Raw genomic sequence first — 21,570 nt, forward strand, 5'->3', positions numbered from 1 at the left:
TACTTTTTGCTAATTGCCACAGGGTCCTGATCTCCAGGACCTTTTTTATTTTTTGTACGCTGTATAGAGGGAAAGCCGCCTTTTAACGTCTTTATATAAAATCTAATCCTTCTCATCCTGTATATTTTTTACTGATAGCCTAGAATGAAAAGATATGTCAATAGAGTTATTGCAACAGGCACCTCCTACAACTGTGGTACATACATCGGGAGAAATGATGACCCTTTCTTCCGGCCTAGACTTGATTCTGCCCTGTTGGAACCCTTCGGGCCCCTGGGTAGAATCATTGATCAGGCATTATCATGAAATTACCACATTGATGGGCAAAGTGCCCGTCAGGTTAATTCTTGTTAACGATGGATCAGTAAAAAATTTTACTTCCCAGCACGTGGCCTGGCTAGAAGCCGCTATTCCTGGGATTATGATCGTTAGTTATTCCCGAAACCGGGGAAAGGGATATGCTGTTCGGGAAGGTGTAAAGTATGCGCAATATGCGTTTCAGGTATATACAGACCTGGATTTCCCCTTCGGCATATCCGTTATCAAAGAGGCATATGATCATTTGCAACAGGGAACAGATATAGTAGCTGCCGAAAGGGGTGCTGCCTATCTGCGTAAATTACCGGCTAAACGTCGCATCATTACAAAGATTAGCCGCTTGTTGAACCGTGTAGTATTAAACCTCCGGGTAGACGATGCGCAGGCCGGTTTGAAAGGATTTAATGCCTATGGCAGAAGTATACTGCTGAAAACACGGGTCAACGGTTTCTTGTACGACAGTGAATTCTTATACCAGGCTGGGAAACGCTCCCATCTCAAAATAGGTACTGTGGATGTGGTTTGCCGGGCCGGCATACAATTTTCTTCTTTCAGGACGAAATTATTGCTGAAGGAAATGGTGAACTATTGCAGGATTATCATTAGTAGTTGAGCGCTTAGATTTTATGAAACAACGGAAACGGATTTTGATCAGTGTGGATGTGGAGGAATTTGATATCCCGGAAGAATTTGGCCAACAGGTTCCATTGCAGGAAAAACTGGAAGTATCCAGGAAAGGCTTGCAGGCAACACTGGCTTTATTTGATAAATATAATGTGCGTGCCACTTTTTTTATTACCGCTTATTGGGCGCAGCATTATCCAGAGCTGATCAGGCAAATAGCACTCCGGCATGAAATAGCTTCTCATGCCTTCTACCATAGTTCCTTTACAGAAGCCGACCTGGAAGGTTCCAGGCTTGCCCTGCAGGAAATAAGTGGACAACCTGTCCAGGGGTTTCGTATGCCCCGTTTACGTAAAGTAAATATCCAGGCGCTAAATGCGGCTGGTTACCTGTACGACGCCTCGATAAATCCAACCTGGCTGCCGGGAAGGTATAACAATTGGCATGTGTCCCGTACTTTATTCAAAGATAACGATACCTGGATCATTCCTTCCTCTGTATCACCGGTTATCAGATACCCTATATTCTGGCTGAGCATAAAAAATTTCCCCCTCTGGATAACCAAACATTTCAGTAGCAGGATCTTGAAAAAAGACGACTATCTCTCTTTTTACTTTCACCCCTGGGAACTCACGGATATTAGCGATTATGCCTTACCGGCATATATCAGGCGTACTTCCGGAGAAAGAATGATCCGCAAGATGGAAGGCTTCCTGCAGTTCCTCCAACACCAGGGAGCTTTTTGTACACACGCGGATTTACTGCAAGCCCATCGTATTTAAACACGTTTTTTCTCAACAACCTTTTGCTTTAAATGTTATAATAACGGAAATTCTTAACCGCATCCGGTGAAGGGAAATTCGGGCTCTACAGTAAAGTTTTTTTTCTTTTTTTGATAAGATAATTACTTATTATATTCATTTTCAGTAGTTTTGTTTGTAAATAGTTAAATAGCCCCGGTTACTTTGTGACGTTGTTGTTTGAAGATGTAAGGCTACCTTCCCCATTATCCCCTGCCTCTTATATTATTATTAATTAGCTGCTTTAACCAGGCAGTACCCAGCAAATGGAAGCATTTGTCTGTAAATGTTCTTATTCATTCAACATGTTTTTTGTTAAAACTAAAAATCAGACTATGAAAAAAATCCGGTTATTAACCCTTGCGCTTTCAGCTGTATTGTTTGGCACTGTTGCTAACGCCCAAATTGAGAAAGGAAATATTATGGTGGGTGGTACCTTGGCTAATTTTGGCTTAAACTTTCAGAAGCACAGCACACAATTTAGTATGGATCTTACTCCTAAGGCAGCCTGGTTTATCTCGGATGGTCTGGCATTGGGAGGATACCTGAATTTTGGCTTGAGTACAGATAACCCCGGTACTGATATTAACTATGGTGTGGGAGCTCTCGCCCGCTATTATGTAGCAGATAAGAATGTCAGGAAATTGGAATTCTCCAGAAGGGCTCGCTTCTTCCTGGAAGGATCTGTGGGCGTTGCTGGTTTTAACCCCGCTAATGGTGCTTCTACAAATGGACTGGATATTGGTATCGGACCAGGCGTTTCTTATTTTATTACGCCTAATGTGGGGCTTGAAGCATTGTTGAAATATGATTTGACCGTTGGGTTTGGTAACTCCACCACCTCTAACAGGTTAGCGTTAGGAGTGGGTTTCCAGATTTACCTGCCATCTACCCGTGTAAAGAAGATCTACAAGGAAGAATCAGGTAAATAAACATAATGAAACTGTAGCTTATATGCGTTTCCGGCAGCAATTATTGCTGCCGGTTTTTTATTAGGATTCCTTATAATATTAATTATGAATGAAATGAATAAGCGGATCTTAAAATGAACTAATTGAATGTGGGATTTTTACTGGGAACCTATTATTTTAGTAGAGTCTGTAAGGATACAGGCAAGGGGGATTGCTGAAAACCCTGCATAATAGAGTAGGCATTATCGTCATAATCAAAATCTGTATGTTAAACACCATTCTTCAGGCAGTGCTCAAATTTCTGACCACCGTAACGGGCGCACTGTAAAAGACACATCATCTTAATTACCAGGATGCCACCTGATGGAATTGCCGAAAACCATACAAGAGAGTAGGTGAAAAAAACTAATGTTATGATCCTTGATGCCTTGAGTACTTTCCTGAAGGGCCTGCTGGCGTTGCTAGCTTCGGTATTGGGCGCTGTCTGATTATCCGTCAGGATAAACGGAGGCTACCGGTAAGCGAATCAGCTAAAACTGATGATTACAGTAGTAGCAGCGCTCAAGAAATGATCTGTTAGCGTGATTGGCAAATTTGTTTACAGCTCCGGCGCAAGCCGGAGCTTTTTTGTGTCAATGAAATCCTTTACAGTAGTGGAATGAACAAGTGTAAATCAGGATGCCGAACTGAATAAAATGAATGAACGGAATTGCGTGAATAGGTTTTAATTTCGGGATGCACTAAAAAAATAGTGTGCCTGGGATTGCCGAAAACCAAATCAAGAGAGTAGGTGTCACCTATAGTAAAAACCCTGTTTTATGGCTTTACTGAATCAACTGCTGGCATTAATTGTTAGCCTGCTCCAATCTCTGTTGGGTGGTCTGTAATCTGACCGACCCCCTGTGGTAAGGGATTAATTCCATACGAAGTGAATGCTATTTCCCTTACACAATGTCATTTGAATGGCTGCCTCCTGGTAAAACAGGAGGCAGCTTTTTATTTGGATGCCTGATTATCTGGTCGATGGAAAAATAGCTGTACCATACTGTTTTGTTACAAGGTATAATTCCCTGTAATTAGCTACTGTAGCTGAATGAACAGGTTAGCAAGTAGCGGGGTGAATGAATAAAATGAATGATCGCTTATTGAATGATAGCTTTTAATTTTAACAGGTTAGCTGAATAACAACTGGGGAACGCCGAAAACCAGTCAATAGAGTAGGCATGTCTTATAAAAACCTTTTCCATGGATTTACTGAATCAACTGCTGTCTTTAATCTTAGGATTACTTCAATCATTATTGGGTGGTTTAGGCAATGGCTTACCGCTTTAATTGCGGAGGTCGCTAACCTTTGGTGTACTCATCGAATCACTTTAATTATTCAAAGAGGGTTGTTCCGGGTAAAGGGAGCAACCCTTTTTCGTGCAGCTGGTGATCTTGGAAAACAGCATAGCTGATACTGAATGTATAAAATATAATTATAATACGTGTGCCGGGCAAATGGATATTTACCTGGGGTAATTATACCGCATCTCAATAATCACCGCTACATTTTTTGGTTTTGAAATTTGTTTTCCTATATTTGTCGAAACGAGCATGTGAAGTTACCTTAAGGCTTAACGTACACACAATGAATGATTTCTGAAGCCTTAATGCCAAAGCATAACCTTATACTCCTCTTCCTGGAATTGCCGGTGCCAGATATTTGCCCGGTATCTCATATTTTTTTTCTGAAATTATTTGCCAAATAGAAAAAACGGGTTACCTTTGCCCTCCCAAATCGTATTGGGAAAAAACTAAGTAGAAGTTCATTGCATTATGTCTCAGAGAATAAGAATCAAGCTGAAGTCCTACGATCATAACCTGGTAGATAAGTCTGCTGAGAAGATCGTTAAAACCGTGCGTAACACGGGTGCCGTGGTAACTGGTCCAATTCCGTTACCTACCGAGAAGAAAATATTTACAGTATTGCGTTCTCCGCACGTAAACAAGAAAGCGCGCGAGCAGTTTCAACTGTGTACTCACAAACGCTTACTGGATATTTACACGTCTTCTTCCAGAACTGTAGACGCGCTGAGCAAGCTCGATTTACCTTCCGGAGTAGAAGTTGAAATTAAAGCATAGGACAACAGCAAGGCAGGCGAAAGGCCAGCCTTTTATTGATTTATGGCTATGCTGCTGGTTACCGGCAGCGTGGCAATTTTAACAACACACATAGGTCGCGCCTTCTGGGCGGCCGCCCAATAAATGTATTTAAACCGCCCATCCTGGGGATAGCTAGAAATCCCCCAGGCGCTGGGTAAAATCATATAAAAATGAAAGGTATTATTGGCAAAAAGATTGGTATGACCAGTATCTTCGAGACCAATGGTAAGCAAACTGCTTGCACCATTATCGAAGCAGGTCCCAACGTTGTAACACAGGTAAAAAACCTGGAAATAGACGGTTACAATGCAATTCAGGTTTCTTTCGGTGAGAAGAAAGAAAAACACACTACAAAAGCAGAAAGTAATCACTTCGCGAAAGCAAGCACCTCTCCCAAACGTTTTGTAAAAGAATTCCGCAACCCGGATGTACAGAAAGCCCTCGGTGAATCTATCACTTGCGAAATCTTCGCAGAAGGCGAAACCATCGACGTAGTTGGCACTTCCAAAGGTAAAGGTTTCCAAGGTGTTGTAAAACGCCACGGATTTAGCGGTGTGGGTGAAGCTACCCACGGTCAGCACGATAGAAGCAGGGCTCCTGGTTCTGTTGGTGGATCATCTTATCCTTCCCGCGTTTTCAAGGGTATGCGTATGGCCGGCCAGACAGGTAACGAAAGAGTGAAAGTGAAAGGGCTGAAGATCCTGAAAATATTCCCTGAAAAGAATTATATCCTGGTAAGTGGTTCCGTTCCCGGCCACAATGGTTCAATCGTTTTAATCCAGAAGTAACATGCAAGTAGATATTTTAAATATAGAAGGTAAGAAAACCGGAAGATCCATCGAACTTCCTGAGGAGATCTTTGGTGTTGAACCTAACAACCACGTAATTTACCTGGCGGTTAAGCAATACCTCGCTGCTCAGCGTCAGGGTACCCATAAGGTAAAAACCAGAGCTGAAGTGCAAGGTGCTTCCCGTAAACTGCACAAACAAAAAGGTACTGGTGGTGCCCGTAAAGGTAACATCCGTAACCCGCTCTATAAAGGTGGTGGTACCATCTTCGGACCAAAACCTCACGGTTGGGGTATCAAACTGAACAGAAAAGTGAAAGATCTCGCTAAGATCTCCGCCCTGTCAGTAAAAGCTAAAGAAAACAACATCATCATCGTTGAAGATCTGCAGCTCGAATCACCTAAAACAAAACAATTCGTTGGCATCCTGAAGAACCTGAACATTAACGTTGAAGGCAGAAAGACTATGTTCATCACGCCTGAATACAACGATAACGTTTATCTGTCTTTGAGAAACATCCCTACTGTAGACGGCGCAGTACTGAGCGATATCAATACTTATGATATCATGAACAGCAACTACATCGTGTTTACAGAGAGCGCTGCTAAAATCTTCACTGAAGAGCCTGCAGAAGCTTAAGATGTTAAAAACCAATTCAATAAAACAAAGCTAACAGCTAACAGCTAACAGCTAAAAGCTATAAAGATGAAACTTTCAGACGTTTTAATCAAACCGGTGGTTTCCGAAAAGGTGAATAAAGCTACCGATAAATTCAACCGCTACTACTTCATTGTTGACAAGAAAGCCAACAAGCTGGAGATCAAGAAAGCAGTGGAAGAATTTTACGGCGTAACCGTAGCAGATGTAAATACTGCCGTAATGCCAGGTAAAGCTAAATTCCGCTTTACTAAAGCCGGTTTCATTGCAGGTAAAAAACCGTCTTACAAAAAGGCGATCATTACCATTGCAGAAGGGGAAACTATAGATCTGTATGCTAACATGTAGTGCCTTTCCGGCCTTCAACAGCCGGGATGTGGATGTATATGCAGATCACTTAATATTTAATAATAACATTTAACTTTTTAGGAAGTAATGGCACTGAAGAAGTTCAAACCAATGACGGCCGGTACCCGCTGGAAAATAGGCAACGCATATGCTGAGCTGACCACGGATATCCCTGAAAAAAGCCTGCTGGAACCTGCAAAGAGATCCGGAGGTAGAAACGCACAAGGTAGAATGTCCATGCGCTATATCGGCGGTGGTCATAAAAAACAATATCGTGTAATCGACTTTAAACGCGAAAAGGAAAATATTCCTGCTACCGTTAAAACAATCGAATACGATCCTAACCGTAGCGCATTTATTGCACTGGTAAGCTACGCTGATGGTGAAAAACGTTACATCATCGCTCCTCAGGGTTTACAAGTAGGTGGCATTGTTATCAGTGGTACCAATGTAGCACCTGAAGTAGGTAACGCTTTACCGCTGAAAAATATGCCACTGGGTACTGTTGTTCACAATATCGAACTGCAGCCTGGTAAAGGTGGTGCTATCGCAAGAAGCGCCGGCGCTTATGCTCAGCTGTCCAACAAGGAAGAAAAATATGCTGTACTGAAAATGCCTTCTGGCGAGCTCCGTAAAGTATTAAATACTTGTAAAGCTACTGTAGGTACTGTTTCTAACTCCGACCACGCCCTGCAATCTATCGGTAAAGCAGGTGCTAACCGTTGGAGAGGTATCCGCCCCCGCAACCGTGGTGTGGCTATGAACCCTGTAGATCACCCGATGGGTGGTGGTGAAGGTAAATCTTCCGGAGGCCATCCTAGATCCAGAACTGGTAAATATGCAAAAGGTCTGAAAACCAGAAAGCCGCATAAGAGTTCTGATAAGCTGATCATTAGCAGAAAAAACGGTAAAAAATTATAATATTTCTGAATCCGGGCTCCGCTAGCAATACCGGGCCCCGGTTTCGAAAAATCATAAATCAGTAAGACATGGCTCGTTCCATAAAAAAAGGTCCTTACGTAGACCTGAAATTAGAAACTAAAGTTGAAAAAATGAATGCCGGCACCAAGCGTACTGTTATCAAGACCTGGTCTCGCCGTTCTACTATCACGCCTGATTTCGTTGGTCACACTTTCGCAGTTCACAATGGCAATAAATTTATTCCTGTTTATGTAACGGAATTTATGGTAGGCCATAAACTGGGCGAATTTGCTCCTACACGTAACTTCAGAGGACACGTTAACAAGAAAATGTAAATTATAGTCTGATGCCGAAAGGTATCAGACACCTAATAATAAAAGAAATTAATAACAATGGAAGCAGTAGCTAAGCTGAATAATAATCCTACATCTCCCCGCAAAATGCGTTTGCTGGCAGACTTAATCCGTGGTCTGGATGTAGAAAAGGCTTTGAATATTTTGAAATTCCATCCTAAGCACCCTAGCGTACCTTTAGAAAAACTGCTGGTATCCGCTATCGCAAACTGGAAAGTGAAGAACGAAGGTGCCAGGGTAGAAGATGCTAACCTGATCGTAAAAACCGTTTTTGTGGATGGCGGCCGTACCCTGAAAAGAATGCGCCCAGCTCCACAAGGAAGGGGTTACCGTATCCGCAAGAGAAGTAACCACGTAACGATTGTAGTGGACAGTAAGGCACAATAATCCGTGCATACCGGAAACGAAACAGAAACAAAACTATTAAACTAATAGACAAATAACCAGAACATGGGTCAGAAAACAAATCCTATTGGTAACAGGTTAGGTATCATCAGAGGATGGGACTCTAATTGGTATGGCAGCAAGAAAGATTTTGCTACCAAACTGATCGAAGATAATAAGATCAGAACTTATCTGAATGCCCGTATCAACAAAGGTGGTATTTCAAGAGTTGTGATCGAAAGAACTTTAGGTAAGTTAATCATCACTGTTCATACTTCTAAGCCTGGTATCATTATCGGTAAAGGCGGTAACGAAGTTGATCGCATCAAGGAAGAACTGAAGAAGCTGACTGGTAAGGAAGATGTACAGATCAACATCCTCGAAATCCGTCGCCCTGAAATGGATGCCAATATCGTTGCTGAAACTATTGCGAAACAAATTGAAAGCCGTATCAACTATAAACGCGCGATCAAAATGGCTATCGCTACAGCACTGAGAATGGGTGCTGAAGGTATCAAGGTGAAGATTAGCGGCCGTTTGGGTGGTGCTGAAATTGCCCGTTCCGAAGAAATGAAACAAGGTCGCGTGCCTTTACATACTTTCCGTATGGATATCGACTACGCTTCCCTGTTCGCTTTAACCGTTTACGGTAAAATCGGTATCAAAGTATGGATCTGTAAAGGAGAAGTACTGGGCAAACGCGATCTGAATCCGAACGTATTAACCGGTAAAGAAGGCGATAACCGCGCTGGTGGAGATAGAAGAGAACATCACGGCGAACGCAGAGACAACCGTGGCGGTGGAGAAAGAAGAGGCGGCGATAACCGTGGCGGCGGCCGCAGATAAGCTGGCGGTAAAGCAAACATTAACAATTACTATTAACATTAACAACATAGACGATGTTACAGCCAAAAAGAACGAAACACAGGAAGATGCACAAAGGCCGCATCAAAGGGAACGCTAAAAGAGGCGCTACCCTCTCCTTTGGTACTTTCGGTCTTAAAGCATTAGAACCTAAGTGGATCACCGACAGGCAGATTGAAGCTGCTCGTGTGGCGCTGACAAGGCACATGAAACGTGAAGGTAACGTATGGATCCGCATTTTCCCTGATAAACCTATCACTGCTAAGCCTTTGGAAGTGAGGATGGGTAAAGGTAAAGGTGCTCCAGACCATTGGGCAGCAGTAGTAAAACCCGGTAGAATTTTATTTGAAGCTGATGGCGTTTCCTTACAGGTAGCAAAAGAAGCAATGGAACTCGCAGCTCAGAAACTGCCCATCAAAGTAAAATTTGTAACTAGCCGCGACTACGTTGCTTAATTACTGGTATCCAACTAATCTATAAATCCGGTCCGCTACCCCAGTAGCAAACCGAATCAAATTCAATACAATGGCAAAAGAAAAGCTGGATCTGAAAGGACTGAGCGAACAAGACCTTAAAGAGAAAATCTCTGCTGAGAAACTCCGCTTGAAAAAAATGACCTTCGGTCATGCAATTACGCCAATCGAAAATCCAATGAGCATCCGCGCCGTAAGACGCGATATCGCCAGGATGAATACCGAAATGCGTAGAAGACAGCTGGGCTTCTAAATCTTCAGTCCCGGTTTTACCGGGGCTGCTGAATAGCAATAGTATAACAAAATTATTACCTCCTCACGGAGGGTTAAATACTTTCAACAATGACGACCGAAAGAAAATTAAGAAAAACCAGGATTGGTGTGGTGTCCAGCAACAAAATGGATAAAACCATTACCGTTGAGGTGGAGCGTAAAGTAAAGCACCCGATCTATGGTAAATTCGTGAAAAAAACTACCAAGTTTATGGCGCACGACGATAAAAACGAGTGCAGCATCGGCGATACCGTGAAAATCGCGGAAACCCGCCCTCTGAGCAAAAATAAATGCTGGAGACTGGTAGAAGTAATCGAAAAAGTAAAATAATTTATCATTTGTTTCAAGCTGCTGTCGGCAATCCCGGTACCAGCCGCTGACTAAACAATATCAAATCTCATTTCGATGATACAACAAGAATCAAGACTGAGCGTAGCTGATAATAGCGGTGCTAAAGAAGTGCTTTGCATCCGCGTATTAGGTAACTCCGGTCAGGACTACGCTAAAGTAGGCGATAAGATTGTAGTAACCGTGAAGGATGCAATCCCTGGCGGTGGTGTAAAGAAAGGTATGGTTACTAAAGCTGTAATCGTAAGAACAAAGAACAAATTACGTCGTAAAGACGGTTCTTATATCCGTTTCGATGATAACGCGGTTGTACTGCTGAATAACTCAGACGACCCTCGTGGTACCCGTATTTTCGGTCCGGTTGCCCGTGAGCTGAGAGACAAGGGATATATGAAAATTATCTCCCTCGCTCCTGAGGTATTATAAAATATTATCGATATCGGGATTTTGGTGTTTTGGTAGATTTCTGTCAAAAATTACCAAAATCCCGAAATCATAAAATATTTCTTATCTTTGCAGCCCGTTTGCAAAACGAGAAAAACATTAATCAAGCGAAACAATTGTTTCGCTTGGCGTTTATAAATAAATCAAAGTAATGAAAACTAGATTTAAGCCTAAATTCAACATTAAGAAAGGCGACCTGGTTGCGGTAATTGCCGGTGATGACAAGGACAGGACCAAACCACGCAAAGTGTTGGAAGTTCAGCCCGACAAAGCCCGCATTCTTGTAGAAGGCGTTAACATTGTTACCAAACACACCAAGCCTACAGCTCAGAATACCAAAGGTGGTATTGTTAAGCAAGAAGCTCCTATCGCTATCTCTAATGTGATGCTGTGGGATGCTAAAACTGGTAAACCAACCAGAGTAAACAGGCAGAGAGAAAATGGTAAATTAATTCGTATCGCTAAAAAATCAGGGGAGGTAATTAAATAATGTCAAACACAAAATACACTCCGAGACTGCAGAAGAAATACCATGATGAGGTGAAAGCTGCACTGATGAAGAAATTCAACTACAAAAGTGTAATGCAGGTGCCTCGTCTGGTGAAAATTTGCCTGAACCAGGGTATCAATGGTGCAGTAGGTGATAAGAAACTGGTAGACATCGCAGTAGACGAAATGACCCGTATCTCCGGTCAGAAAGCTATCGCTACCTTGTCTAAAAAGGATATCTCCAACTTCAAACTCAGAAAGAACATGCCAATTGGTGCACGTGTAACACTGCGCAGCACTAATATGTATGACTTCCTGGATCGTCTGATCGCTGTTTCCCTGCCACGTGTACGTGACTTCAAAGGTGTTAACGAAAAGGCATTTGATGGTCGTGGTAACTACACTATGGGTATCACCGAACAGATCATCTTCCCTGAAATCGATATCGATAAAGTGACTAAAATGTCCGGTATGGATATCACTTTCGTGACCACTGCCACTACCAACGAAGAAGCTTACGAGCTGCTGAAGGAAATGGGCATGCCGTTCAGGAACATGAAAAAAGATAATCAGTAAATCGAAACGATAATATAATTATGGCAAAAGAATCCGTAAAAGCCAGACAAAGAAAAAGAGAAGCTATGGTAGCTAAGTTCGCAGAAAAACGCGCTGCCCTGAAAGCTGCCGGTGACTACGCTGCACTGGATCAACTTCCAAAAAACGCTTCTCCTGTTCGTCTGAAAAACAGATGCCAGCTGACCGGTCGTCCTAAAGGCTACATGCGTCATTTCGGTCTCTGCAGGAACATGTTCCGCGACCTGGCGCTCGCTGGTAAAATCCCTGGTGTTAGAAAAGCCAGCTGGTAATTTACAGGGACACGAATCATGGGATTCCGGTAATTATACCGAAATCTCTTTTTCTGGTTCCCAGAATATTAGTTATTTGATTCCCATCTTTTTACGATTGGATATCGCATTGTAAACATCTATCAAACTATTTCAACAATGGTTACTGATCCAATAGCAGACTTCCTGACACGCATCCGGAACGCGCAAATGGCCACCCACAGGATTGTGGAAATTCCGGCTTCCAAGCTGAAAAAACGTATTACAGAAATTCTGTACGATAAAGGTTATATCCTGAAGTACAAATTTGAAGAAGATAATAAACAGGGCGTTATCAAGATCGCTTTGAAATACGATCCTGTATCTAAAGAACCCGCTATCAAAGAATTGCAACGTATTAGCCGTCCAGGTCTGCGTCAGTACGCAAAACCAGATGAGTTCAAACGTGTGAAAAATGGCTTAGGCGTGGCTATCATCTCTACTTCCAAAGGTGTAATGACCGATAAGGAAGCAAAAGCACAGAACGTAGGTGGCGAAGTAGTTTGCTACATCTATTAATATATTGATCAACAGGTTGTTGTCAGCCGGTTGATCACTCGGGTTATCTGACAATTAAGCTTTCTATACGGCGCTGAACACGGATAACCGGTTATCAATCTTCCCAAACAACTTTAAATTAAAGTTATGTCACGTATAGGTAAAAGTCCTATCAAATTGGCCAGCGGCGTTACTGTAACTGTATCTCCTGCCAATGAAGTAACCGTAAAGGGTCCTAAAGGTGAGCTGAAACAATTGCTCGACAGGGATATCAAGATAGAAGTTAAGGACGGCGTATTAACCGTAATCCGCCCAACAGACCAGATCCGCCACAAAGCACTCCACGGTTTATACCGCGCTTTGTTGTCTAACATGGTACTGGGTGTAACTGAAGGCTTCAAAAAACAACTGGAACTCGTGGGTGTGGGTTATAAAGCCGCTAACACTGGTCAGTTACTGGACCTCGCATTAGGTTATTCTCACAATATCGTTTTCGAAGTTCCTAAAGAACTGAAAGTATCTACCCTGACCGAAAAAGGTCAGAACCCTAAAATCATGCTGGAAGGCATCGATAACCAATTACTGGGTCAGGTAGCTGCTAAGATCCGTAGCCTGCGTAAACCAGAGCCTTACAAAGGTAAAGGTGTTCGCTACAGCGATGAAGTGGTACGTAAGAAAGCTGGTAAATCAGCTGGTAAATAAAATTTTTAATTGGCTAATCAGCTATTTAAGTAGCTGGTTAGCTGATTTTAACATATCCCGGCAGCATCGGGGTAATAAAATAAAAACTCAAAATGAGCACAAAAGTTAACAGGAGACAGAAAATCCGCTATCGCATCCGTAAGAAGATCTCCGGTACTGCACAGCAGCCAAGATTATCTGTATTTCGTAGCAATAGCGATATCTATGTGCAGTTGATCGACGATACCAATGGCACTACCCTGGCTTCAGCTTCTTCCCGTGATAAGGATATCAAAGCCCAGCAAGGTACAAAATCTGAAAAATCTGTAATGGTAGGTAAAGCGGTAGCTGCTAAAGCAGTGGCGCTGGGTCTAACCAAAGTTATTTTTGACAGAAGTGGTTATTTATATCATGGCCGCGTGAAAAGCGTAGCTGACGGAGCAAGAGAAGGCGGTCTTCAGTTCTAATCACGAAGTCCGAATCTTATAAATTCTGAACAAGTAATTCTTATAAAATAAAATGGCAAAGAATTCATTCAATAAAGTAAAGGCTGGTGATCTGGAGCTGAAAGAAAAAGTAGTGGCGATCAACCGTGTTACTAAAACTACTAAAGGCGGTCGTACTTTTAGTTTCTCCGCACTGGTAGTAGTAGGTAACGAAAACGGCGTGGTAGGTCACGGTCTGGGTAAAGCGAAAGAAGTACAGCAAGCTATCACCAAAGGTATAGATGATGCTAAGAAGAACCTGATCAAGGTTCCTGTTATGCACGGTACCATTCCTCATGATCAGTTTGCTAAAGAAGGCGCTGCCAAAGTGTTGATCAAACCTGCTGCTCATGGTACGGGTGTGATCGCCGGTGGTTCTATGCGTGCAGTACTGGAAAGCGCTGGCGTTACAGACGTTCTGGCTAAATCTTTAGGTTCTGCTAACCCACATAACGTGGTAAAAGCTACCTTCAAGGCATTAGGCCTGTTACGCGAACCAGTTAGTATCGCTAAAACCAGAGGTGTTTCCCTGAAAAAAGTTTTCAACGGTTAATTATTCTAGTCGCCTCCGGCGCTGATCATTACCTGGAAATTTTGTAAATAATTCATTAACAATTAAATTACTCCGTCTTAGGCGGATAGGGATTTATGGCAAAGATCAAGATCACTCAAGTAAAAAGTGGTATAGACCGTCCTGAAAGGCAGAAACTGACCCTGAAGGCACTGGGACTGACCAAGATGCACGCTACTGTTGAAGTAGAAGCAACTCCTCAGATCCTGGGTATGGTGCGCAAAGTTAATCACCTTGTAACGGTAGAAACAGTTAACGCTTAATTAAAGTAACACTGCTGTGGGATTGTCTTTTGATAATCTTACCTTTACATTTGTAACTTTACCATTTTTATTTTAGTATAAAAGCGAGCGGTTAATTTCCGCGCAAGTAAAAACAATTACAATCATGAATTTGCATTCATTACAGCCTGCACAAGGCGCTGTACATAAAGAAAAACGTCTCGGACGTGGTGAGGCTTCCGGTAAAGGTGGTACCTCTACCAAAGGTAACAAAGGTATTCAGCAACGCGCCGGTTATGCTAGCAAGAAAGGCTTCGAAGGAGGTCAGATGCCTATCCAGCGTCGTATGCCTAAACGCGGTTTCAAAAACAATAACCGTGAAGAATACACTATCTTTAACCTGGGCCAGCTGGATCATTTAGTTGAAAAATATGGCCTCCAGGAGTTCAATCTGGAAAACCTGTACATGAACGGTCTGATTAACAGAACTGCTAAGGTTAAAATTCTCGCTAATGGAGAACTGAAAGCCAAAGTAACTGTTAAAGTAAACGCTATCAGCGAAAAAGCTAAGCAGGCCATCGAAACAGCAGGTGGATCAGTAGAACTGGTATAAGACTTTACGACTGAGGAGACGCCTACGGAGTAGTGCGTCTTTTCATATTTAATAGCGCTATTAAACCTTTATCTTCCTGTGAAGAAATTTATCGAAACGATTAAGAATATCTGGAGCATTGAGGATCTGCGTAACCGCATCCTGACCACCCTGCTCCTGGTCCTCATCTACCGCGTAGGATCCTATATCGCTTTGCCTGGCATAGACGCAAACGCGCTCACTAATTTTGAGAAAAATTCTAATCAGGGTATCCTGGGACTGGTGAACATGTTTGCCGGTGGATCGTTTTCAAGAGCGTCCATATTTGCGTTAGGTATTATGCCTTACATCTCTGCTTCCATTGCTATTCAGTTACTGACTATAGCAGTGCCTTATTTCCAGAAGCTGCAGAAAGAAGGCGAAAGCGGCCGCAAGAAAATTAACCAGTATACTCGTTATCTCACAGTAATAGTAACAGGTTTCCAGGCGAGCGCTTACGTGGCTTATCTGCGTAATCAATCCGGTGGCGCTATTATTCCCGAGTATGGCTCCTTTTTCTTCTGGCTCTCTACTACCGTTGTGCTTACTGCAGGTACCCTGTTTGTAATGTGGCTCGGTGAAAAAATCACAGACAAAGGAATCGGTAATGGTACCTCCATCATCATCATGATGGGTATCCTTGCCCGTTTGCCACAAGCGGTTGTCGCAGAGTTTTCCAGTAAGGTTGCAGGTGAAGCGGGTGGACCGATCCTGTTCCTCATTGAAATTGCTATCTTTATTTTAATCACGGTAGGCCTGATCCTGTTAGTACAAGGTACCAGGAAAATACCGGTGAATTATGCAAAACGTATTGTGGGTAACAAACAATATGGTGGTGTTCGCCAGTTCATTCCACTGAAAGTGAATGCAGCCGGTGTAATGCCCATCATCTTTGCCCAGGCTATCATGTTCATACCAGCTACTGCGATAGGCTTTGCTACTTCTTCTGAAAGTGCTTCCGGCTTTGTTCGTATCTTTAGCGACCATACTAATGGTTGGTATAATGTGATCTACGCTGTACTTGTTATTGTATTCACTTATTTCTATACGGCGTTGATCTTCAACCCCACTCAAATGGCGGATGAAATGAAACGTAATAACGGCTTCGTTCCAGGTATTAAGCCAGGTAAAGCTACCGCCGATTATATCGGTGCAGTAATGGACCGTATTACACTGCCAGGTGCATTCTTCCTGGCAATGGTGGGTATATTGCCTGGTGTAGCTGCTGCCTTTAAAATTAACAGTAATTTTGCCACATTCTTTGGCGGTACATCACTGTTAATTATGGTGGGAGTTATCCTGGACACACTGCAACAGATTGAAAGCCAGCTGCTGATGCGCCATTACGATGGTTTGATGAGCACCGGCCGTATCAAAGGCAGAACAGCCCCGGCTAACGCGTAAGTAATTGAACACGAAAGTGTTACGAAAACAATAAAATAGCCACAGAAGCTTTTACGCTTTAGTGGCTATATTATTTTGATAGCGCTCAGCTTTACAGCTAACGGAGGTAAGGCTAAAAGCTGCTTAAAATTTGGTTGATCCTGCAAATGGCAGATCAGCCCATATCCTAATGTGAAAAGCTGTTTCCTGCCGGTTGATATACTATATCAGCTAGCCGCTAACAGCTAAAAGTTGATCGTATGATTCATTATAAGACGAAGGAAGAAATAGAGTTGATGCGTAAAAGCGCCCTGCTCCTGAGTGCGGCGCTGGCAGAAGTAGCCCGGTTTCTTAAACCTGGTATGAGCACCCTTGATGTTGATGCGATAGCGGATAAGTTTATTGTAGATAACGGGGGTACGCCTTCTTTTAAAAATTATAAGGGTTTCCCGAATGCATGCTGTATTTCTGTGAACGACGAAGTGGTGCATGGTATTCCTACCAAATACGTCCTGAAAGACGGAGATATCATCACCGTGGATACTGGCGTGTATATGAACGGTTTTCATTCCGATAGTGCCTATACCTTTGCAATTGGTAATGTACCGGAAAACATACTCCGTCTGATGACGACTACAAAAGCTGCCCTTTATAAAGGGATAGAAAAGGCAATAGTAGGCAACCGGATTGGTGATATTTCTTACGCCATTCAGGAATATACAGAAAAGGAACGTGGTTATGGCGTAGTAAGGGAATTGGTAGGGCATGGGCTTGGCCGTCACCTGCACGAAGACCCACAGGTGCCTAACTATGGCAAACGGGGCAGTGGTCCGGTGATGAAAGAAGGATTAGTGATTGCCATTGAGCCAATGGTAAACCTTCGCTCTAAGGACGTAGAATACAAAGAGGATGGTTGGACAGTAGTTACCCGCGACGGTAGTCCTTCTGTGCATTATGAGCAAATGGTAGCTGTTGGTAAGGGCAAACCTGATATATTATCTACCTATGTGGATATAGAAAGAGAAGAGAAAAACAATCCCGAACTAAACACGAATTACTAGTCAGCATATTTTAAATTATCTAATATAGTTGGAATTTATTGGGAAATCAGGTAGGATTTATCAAGAAAAACGGCAATATTAATAATAATCGTGGTAAATTTTTCTATTTCAAAAGATAAATGCTATCTTTGCAGTCCTAAAAATTTTTATGGCAAAACAGGCACTCATTAAACAGGATGGAATTATATTAGAAGCCTTGTCGAACGCTATGTTCCGTGTAAAGTTGGAAAATGGGCATGAGATCCTGGCCACCATTTCTGGAAAAATGAGAATGCACTATATACGCATTCTGCCAGGAGATAAGGTTGGCGTAGAGATGAGCCCATATGATTTGTCAAGGGGCCGTATAATTTTCAGATACAAGTAAGACGGGGTTGCGTAGAGGAGATTGGAAAAGTTTATTAAATAAATATCATAACCTTTTATAAAGTATTCACCATGAAGGTAAGAGCTGCAATCAAAAAAAGAAGTGCGGATTGTAAAATAGTTCGTAGAAAAGGAGTTTTGTTGGTAATCAACAAAAAGAATCCTCGTTTTAAACAACGTCAGGGTTAATCGATTCCCCAACGGAATTTGATTTTTTAATCAGAATCATAAAATCAAAATAGAAATATGGCACGTATAGCCGGTATAGATCTTCCTAAAAATAAAAGAGGAGAAATTGGCCTCACCTATATCTTCGGTATAGGCCGTTCTACCGCCCAATATATCCTGAACAAGGCGGAAATTGATGTAAATAAAAAGGTGCGGGATTGGAATGATGACGAACAAGCCGCCATCCGTAACATTATCAACGGTGAGTTTAAGGTAGAGGGTCAATTGCGTTCTGAAGTACAAATGAATATCAAGCGCTTGCTGGATATCGCTTGCTACCGCGGTTTGCGTCACAGGAAAGGCTTGCCGGTAAGAGGTCAGCGCACACGTACCAACAGCCGTACCCGTAAAGGTAAGCGTAAGACAGTAGCTGGTAAGAAAAAAGCAACTAAGAAATAATAAATAAAATCCCAGGTTGAAATCCCAATTCCGAATCAGAGGGGTTTCAATGACCGTGAGTCGTGTAAATTTGGGATCTGGAATTTCATATTTGGAATTTAAATCATTATGGCAAAAGCAAATAATACAAAAACTGCTGCTAGCAAAAAAAGAGTAGTAAAAGTAGATAACTACGGAGATGTGCATATCTCTGCTAGCTTTAACAATATCATTGTGAGCATCACCAATAAGCACGGTCAGGTTATCTCCTGGTCTTCTGCTGGTAAAATGGGCTTCAGAGGTTCTAAAAAGAACACTCCGTACGCAGCTCAATTGGCTGCACAAGATGCTGCTAAAGTAGCTATGGACTCAGGTCTGAAAAGAGCAGACGTTTTTGTAAAAGGCCCTGGAGCTGGTCGTGAAAGCGCTATCCGCGCGATCGCCAATTCTGGTATCGAAGTGAACATGATTAAAGATGTAACTCCTTTACCACACAACGGTTGCCGTCCTCCCAAGAAGAGAAGAGTATAGTAATATATATTTACAGCTTCCAGATACCAGATTCCATCAGGAGTTTGGTATCTGGACTTTGTAGTTTATTATTCTAATAAATGGGTGCATGATCAGGTTTTCAGATTTTTTGAAGAGCATGCATCATTAACTAAAAAATCTAAAGTATATTTAAATCATGGCAAGGTACACAGGACCAAAGACCAAAATTTCCAGAATTTTTGGTGAACCCATTCTCGGCAATGGCAAGTATTTAGGTAAAAACAGCAACCCTCCGGGTCAACACGGCGCAAACCGTAAACGTAAACAATTAGGTGAATACGCGCTGCAGCTGAGAGAAAAACAAAAGGCAAAATACACTTATGGTTTGCTGGAACGCCAGTTCCGTAACCTGTTCGACGAAGCTACCCGTAGAAAAGGTGTTGCCGGTGAGGTATTGATTAAACTGTTGGAAGCCCGTTTGGATAACACTGTTTTCCGTCTGGGTATCGCTCCTTCCCGCCCTGCTGCCCGTCAGCTGGTTTCTCACAAACACATCACCGTTAACGGTATCGTGGTAAACACTCCTTCTTTCCAACTGAAACCAGGAGATGTAATCAGCCTCAAGAACAAAACCGCAAACAATTCTGCGCTGACCAGCGTTATCCGTGGAAAAAATCCTAAGTTCAGCTGGTTGGATTGGAACGAGAAAGAATTGAAAGGTGTATTCATTGCTTATCCTGAGAGAGAGAGCGTTCCTGAGAATATCAAGGAACAACTGATTGTAGAATTGTACTCTAAGTAATAAATAATTAGTCCATGGCCAATTGTGGTCATGGACTAACCTCATATTTAACAAATAAATCTATCATATCAATGGCAATTTTAAATTTCCAGAAACCTGATAAGATCGTATTGCAGAAGTCTACTGACTTTGAAGCTCAATTCGAATTCCGTCCATTAGAACCAGGTTATGCTGTGACTGTCGGTAATGCGTTACGTCGCGTACTGTTGTCTTCTTTGGAGGGCTATGCCATTGTGGGTATTAAAATTGAAGGAGCCGATCACGAGTTCGCTACACTGAAAGGTGTTACTGAAGACGTTACTGAGATCATCCTGAACCTGAAACAGGTTCGTTTTAAGAGGATCTCTGAAAGTGATGTAACGAACGAAAAGATCACCTTGTCCATCAAGGGTAAAACAGAGTTCCGCGCAGACATGATCGAAAAAGCCACCAGTGCTTTCCAGATCATGAACCCTGAACTGCTGATCTGCACCCTGGACCCTTCTGCCAAGCTGGATATCGAACTAACTATCGGTAAAGGTCGTGGTTATGTTCCGGCTGAGGAAAATAAACCCAAAGATGCAGTATTTGGCTACATCGCGATTGACTCTATCTTTACGCCGATCAAAAACGTAAAGTATAGCATAGAAAATACCCGTGTGGAACAAAAAACGGACTATGAGAAACTCGTAATGGAGGTGATCACAGACGGTACTATCCATCCGGAAGAAGCAGTGAAACAAGCTTCCCGCATCCTTATCCAGCACCTGATGATCATCACCGATGAAAACATCAGCTTTGATACCAAAGACACTGAAAAAGAAGATGTGGTAGATGAACAAACACTGCAACTGCGTAAGATCCTGAAAACACCACTGGAAGATCTCGATCTGAGCGTGCGTGCCTTCAACTGTCTGAAAGCAGCTAAAATCAATTCACTCAGCGAACTGGTACAATACGAACAGGAAGAACTGATGAAGTTCAGAAACTTCGGCCAGAAATCACTCAGCGAAATTGAACAGGTATTAGGCGAAAGAGGTCTGCACTTCGGTATGGATCTGTCTAAACTGAAACTCGAAGAAGAATAGTCATCAATTAAAAAAAGCTTTTAGCCTTTGCTGGAGGCTAAAAGCTTATAACTAACAAGTACCTTGCAATTCCTGACACGGTGCAAGGGTTAAAAACAAAAATGTCATGCGTCACGGAGTTAAATTAAACAAATTAAGCAGAACTGCTTCCCACCGTAAAGCCCTGATGTCTAATCTGGCTTGCGAACTGATCAGCCACAAACGTATCACCACTACCCTCGCTAAAGCGAAAGCACTGCGTGTGTATGTTGAGCCGCTGCTGACAAGAGGCAAAACCGATTCTACCCACAACCGTAGAATTGTGTTCAGCTACCTGCAGGATAAAGTAGCGATCACTGAACTGTTCGGTACTATTAGCGAAAAAATCGCTAACCGTCCTGGTGGTTACACCCGTATCATTAAATTGGGCAAACGTGTGGGCGATAACGCGGAAGTAGCAATGATTGAACTGGTAGATTTCAATGAAATTTACGGTACAACAACAGAAAAAACTCCCGCTAAGAAAACCCGTCGCGCTGGTGGTGCTAAAAAGAAAGCAGAAGATGCAACTGAAACTAATGCTGCTGATACTGCAACTGAAGAAAAAGCCGCTGAGTAGTCTTTTACTGACGATACTAGAAAAAGGACAAAGCAATAGCTTTGTCCTTTTTTATGCTTTAATAAATGCGTAAATTTCGTAAT

The 21,570-nt window shown here is 42.5% G+C and carries 33 protein-coding genes; all 33 read left to right on the forward strand.

Annotated features, from left to right (window positions below):
• Positions 1-154 precede the first annotated feature (154 nt).
• Entirely contained in the window at positions 155-931 is a 777-nt protein-coding gene (locus ACDQ55_RS07010) for a glycosyltransferase (protein ID WP_420980574.1), read from the forward strand.
• A 13-nt stretch (positions 932-944) separates the two neighbouring features.
• Positions 945-1,724 (forward strand): polysaccharide deacetylase family protein, encoded by a 780-nt coding sequence (locus tag ACDQ55_RS07015; RefSeq protein WP_420980575.1) that lies wholly within the window; start codon positions 945-947, stop codon positions 1,722-1,724.
• 353 nt (positions 1,725-2,077) lie between these two features.
• A complete protein-coding gene (locus ACDQ55_RS07020; RefSeq protein WP_420980577.1) occupies positions 2,078-2,674 on the forward strand; it encodes a hypothetical protein in 597 nt (198 codons plus the stop codon).
• 1,797 nt (positions 2,675-4,471) lie between these two features.
• Positions 4,472-4,777, forward strand: a complete 306-nt coding sequence (rpsJ, locus tag ACDQ55_RS07025) for a 30S ribosomal protein S10 (protein WP_012789286.1) — start codon at positions 4,472-4,474, stop codon at positions 4,775-4,777.
• A 191-nt stretch (positions 4,778-4,968) separates the two neighbouring features.
• Complete coding sequence (rplC, locus tag ACDQ55_RS07030) at positions 4,969-5,586, forward strand: 50S ribosomal protein L3 (RefSeq protein WP_420980579.1); 618 nt, start codon at positions 4,969-4,971, stop codon at positions 5,584-5,586.
• Between the two features lies 1 nt (position 5,587).
• The gene (rplD, locus tag ACDQ55_RS07035) at positions 5,588-6,226 is read left to right on the forward strand and encodes a 50S ribosomal protein L4 (protein ID WP_420980580.1); all 639 of its coding nucleotides are present in this window, start codon (positions 5,588-5,590) and stop codon (positions 6,224-6,226) included.
• 66 nt (positions 6,227-6,292) lie between these two features.
• Positions 6,293-6,592, forward strand: a complete 300-nt coding sequence (gene rplW, locus ACDQ55_RS07040) for a 50S ribosomal protein L23 (RefSeq protein WP_420980581.1) — start codon at positions 6,293-6,295, stop codon at positions 6,590-6,592.
• A gap of 87 nt (positions 6,593-6,679) precedes the next feature.
• Positions 6,680-7,513: a 50S ribosomal protein L2 gene (rplB, locus tag ACDQ55_RS07045; protein ID WP_420980582.1), complete on the forward strand. Its 834-nt coding sequence runs from the start codon at positions 6,680-6,682 to the stop codon at positions 7,511-7,513.
• A gap of 68 nt (positions 7,514-7,581) precedes the next feature.
• Positions 7,582-7,848 (forward strand): 30S ribosomal protein S19, encoded by a 267-nt coding sequence (gene rpsS / locus ACDQ55_RS07050; RefSeq protein ID WP_420980584.1) that lies wholly within the window; start codon positions 7,582-7,584, stop codon positions 7,846-7,848.
• 57 nt (positions 7,849-7,905) lie between these two features.
• Positions 7,906-8,253: a 50S ribosomal protein L22 gene (rplV, locus tag ACDQ55_RS07055; RefSeq protein WP_420980586.1), complete on the forward strand. Its 348-nt coding sequence runs from the start codon at positions 7,906-7,908 to the stop codon at positions 8,251-8,253.
• Positions 8,254-8,316: 63 nt separating this feature from the next.
• On the forward strand, positions 8,317-9,096 hold the full coding sequence (rpsC, locus tag ACDQ55_RS07060; protein WP_420980587.1) for a 30S ribosomal protein S3: 780 nt from the start codon (positions 8,317-8,319) through the stop codon (positions 9,094-9,096).
• 53 nt (positions 9,097-9,149) lie between these two features.
• A complete protein-coding gene (gene rplP / locus ACDQ55_RS07065; protein WP_079470768.1) occupies positions 9,150-9,569 on the forward strand; it encodes a 50S ribosomal protein L16 in 420 nt (139 codons plus the stop codon).
• 70 nt (positions 9,570-9,639) lie between these two features.
• Positions 9,640-9,840 (forward strand): 50S ribosomal protein L29, encoded by a 201-nt coding sequence (gene rpmC / locus ACDQ55_RS07070; protein WP_420980589.1) that lies wholly within the window; start codon positions 9,640-9,642, stop codon positions 9,838-9,840.
• An 89-nt stretch (positions 9,841-9,929) separates the two neighbouring features.
• On the forward strand, positions 9,930-10,190 hold the full coding sequence (gene rpsQ / locus ACDQ55_RS07075; RefSeq protein ID WP_420980591.1) for a 30S ribosomal protein S17: 261 nt from the start codon (positions 9,930-9,932) through the stop codon (positions 10,188-10,190).
• Positions 10,191-10,265: 75 nt separating this feature from the next.
• Positions 10,266-10,634, forward strand: coding sequence for a 50S ribosomal protein L14 (gene rplN / locus ACDQ55_RS07080; RefSeq protein ID WP_420980593.1), 369 nt, complete (start codon positions 10,266-10,268; stop codon positions 10,632-10,634).
• Positions 10,635-10,803: 169 nt separating this feature from the next.
• Entirely contained in the window at positions 10,804-11,142 is a 339-nt protein-coding gene (gene rplX, locus ACDQ55_RS07085; RefSeq protein ID WP_420980595.1) for a 50S ribosomal protein L24, read from the forward strand.
• Positions 11,142-11,717: a 50S ribosomal protein L5 gene (rplE, locus tag ACDQ55_RS07090; RefSeq protein ID WP_420980597.1), complete on the forward strand. Its 576-nt coding sequence runs from the start codon at positions 11,142-11,144 to the stop codon at positions 11,715-11,717. Before rplX ends, rplE begins: the two co-directional genes overlap by 1 nt.
• A 20-nt stretch (positions 11,718-11,737) precedes the next feature.
• Positions 11,738-12,007, forward strand: a complete 270-nt coding sequence (gene rpsN, locus ACDQ55_RS07095; protein WP_142685981.1) for a 30S ribosomal protein S14 — start codon at positions 11,738-11,740, stop codon at positions 12,005-12,007.
• 138 nt (positions 12,008-12,145) lie between these two features.
• Positions 12,146-12,544 carry a 30S ribosomal protein S8 gene (rpsH, locus tag ACDQ55_RS07100; RefSeq protein ID WP_420980599.1) on the forward strand — a complete coding sequence of 133 codons (399 nt, stop codon included), beginning with the start codon at positions 12,146-12,148 and terminating at the stop codon, positions 12,542-12,544.
• 126 nt (positions 12,545-12,670) lie between these two features.
• Positions 12,671-13,225, forward strand: coding sequence for a 50S ribosomal protein L6 (gene rplF / locus ACDQ55_RS07105; protein ID WP_420980601.1), 555 nt, complete (start codon positions 12,671-12,673; stop codon positions 13,223-13,225).
• 92 nt (positions 13,226-13,317) lie between these two features.
• Positions 13,318-13,671 carry a 50S ribosomal protein L18 gene (gene rplR / locus ACDQ55_RS07110; RefSeq protein ID WP_420980603.1) on the forward strand — a complete coding sequence of 118 codons (354 nt, stop codon included), beginning with the start codon at positions 13,318-13,320 and terminating at the stop codon, positions 13,669-13,671.
• A gap of 52 nt (positions 13,672-13,723) precedes the next feature.
• Positions 13,724-14,242 carry a 30S ribosomal protein S5 gene (rpsE, locus tag ACDQ55_RS07115; RefSeq protein WP_420980605.1) on the forward strand — a complete coding sequence of 173 codons (519 nt, stop codon included), beginning with the start codon at positions 13,724-13,726 and terminating at the stop codon, positions 14,240-14,242.
• A 95-nt stretch (positions 14,243-14,337) separates the two neighbouring features.
• A complete protein-coding gene (gene rpmD / locus ACDQ55_RS07120; protein ID WP_079470757.1) occupies positions 14,338-14,523 on the forward strand; it encodes a 50S ribosomal protein L30 in 186 nt (61 codons plus the stop codon).
• Between the two features lie 124 nt (positions 14,524-14,647).
• Positions 14,648-15,094: a 50S ribosomal protein L15 gene (gene rplO / locus ACDQ55_RS07125; RefSeq protein WP_420980606.1), complete on the forward strand. Its 447-nt coding sequence runs from the start codon at positions 14,648-14,650 to the stop codon at positions 15,092-15,094.
• A 78-nt stretch (positions 15,095-15,172) separates the two neighbouring features.
• Positions 15,173-16,516: a preprotein translocase subunit SecY gene (gene secY / locus ACDQ55_RS07130; RefSeq protein WP_420980607.1), complete on the forward strand. Its 1,344-nt coding sequence runs from the start codon at positions 15,173-15,175 to the stop codon at positions 16,514-16,516.
• A gap of 239 nt (positions 16,517-16,755) precedes the next feature.
• Positions 16,756-17,556, forward strand: coding sequence for a type I methionyl aminopeptidase (map, locus tag ACDQ55_RS07135; RefSeq protein ID WP_420980608.1), 801 nt, complete (start codon positions 16,756-16,758; stop codon positions 17,554-17,556).
• Positions 17,557-17,704: 148 nt separating this feature from the next.
• A complete protein-coding gene (gene infA / locus ACDQ55_RS07140) occupies positions 17,705-17,923 on the forward strand; it encodes a translation initiation factor IF-1 (RefSeq protein ID WP_012789309.1) in 219 nt (72 codons plus the stop codon).
• 71 nt (positions 17,924-17,994) lie between these two features.
• Entirely contained in the window at positions 17,995-18,111 is a 117-nt protein-coding gene (rpmJ, locus tag ACDQ55_RS07145) for a 50S ribosomal protein L36 (RefSeq protein ID WP_073083232.1), read from the forward strand.
• 57 nt (positions 18,112-18,168) lie between these two features.
• Positions 18,169-18,549, forward strand: coding sequence for a 30S ribosomal protein S13 (gene rpsM, locus ACDQ55_RS07150; RefSeq protein ID WP_326994765.1), 381 nt, complete (start codon positions 18,169-18,171; stop codon positions 18,547-18,549).
• Between the two features lie 108 nt (positions 18,550-18,657).
• Positions 18,658-19,059, forward strand: coding sequence for a 30S ribosomal protein S11 (gene rpsK, locus ACDQ55_RS07155; RefSeq protein WP_168741537.1), 402 nt, complete (start codon positions 18,658-18,660; stop codon positions 19,057-19,059).
• 157 nt (positions 19,060-19,216) lie between these two features.
• Positions 19,217-19,822, forward strand: coding sequence for a 30S ribosomal protein S4 (gene rpsD, locus ACDQ55_RS07160; protein WP_420980610.1), 606 nt, complete (start codon positions 19,217-19,219; stop codon positions 19,820-19,822).
• 71 nt (positions 19,823-19,893) lie between these two features.
• The gene (locus tag ACDQ55_RS07165; protein WP_079470750.1) at positions 19,894-20,889 is read left to right on the forward strand and encodes a DNA-directed RNA polymerase subunit alpha; all 996 of its coding nucleotides are present in this window, start codon (positions 19,894-19,896) and stop codon (positions 20,887-20,889) included.
• 106 nt (positions 20,890-20,995) lie between these two features.
• Positions 20,996-21,487 carry a 50S ribosomal protein L17 gene (gene rplQ, locus ACDQ55_RS07170; RefSeq protein ID WP_420980611.1) on the forward strand — a complete coding sequence of 164 codons (492 nt, stop codon included), beginning with the start codon at positions 20,996-20,998 and terminating at the stop codon, positions 21,485-21,487.
• The last annotated feature ends 83 nt before the right edge of the window (positions 21,488-21,570 follow it).

It is taken from the genome of Chitinophaga sp. 30R24 (genome assembly GCF_049056765.1).
In the GTDB taxonomy this organism is placed as follows: Bacteria; Bacteroidota; Bacteroidia; order Chitinophagales; family Chitinophagaceae; genus Chitinophaga.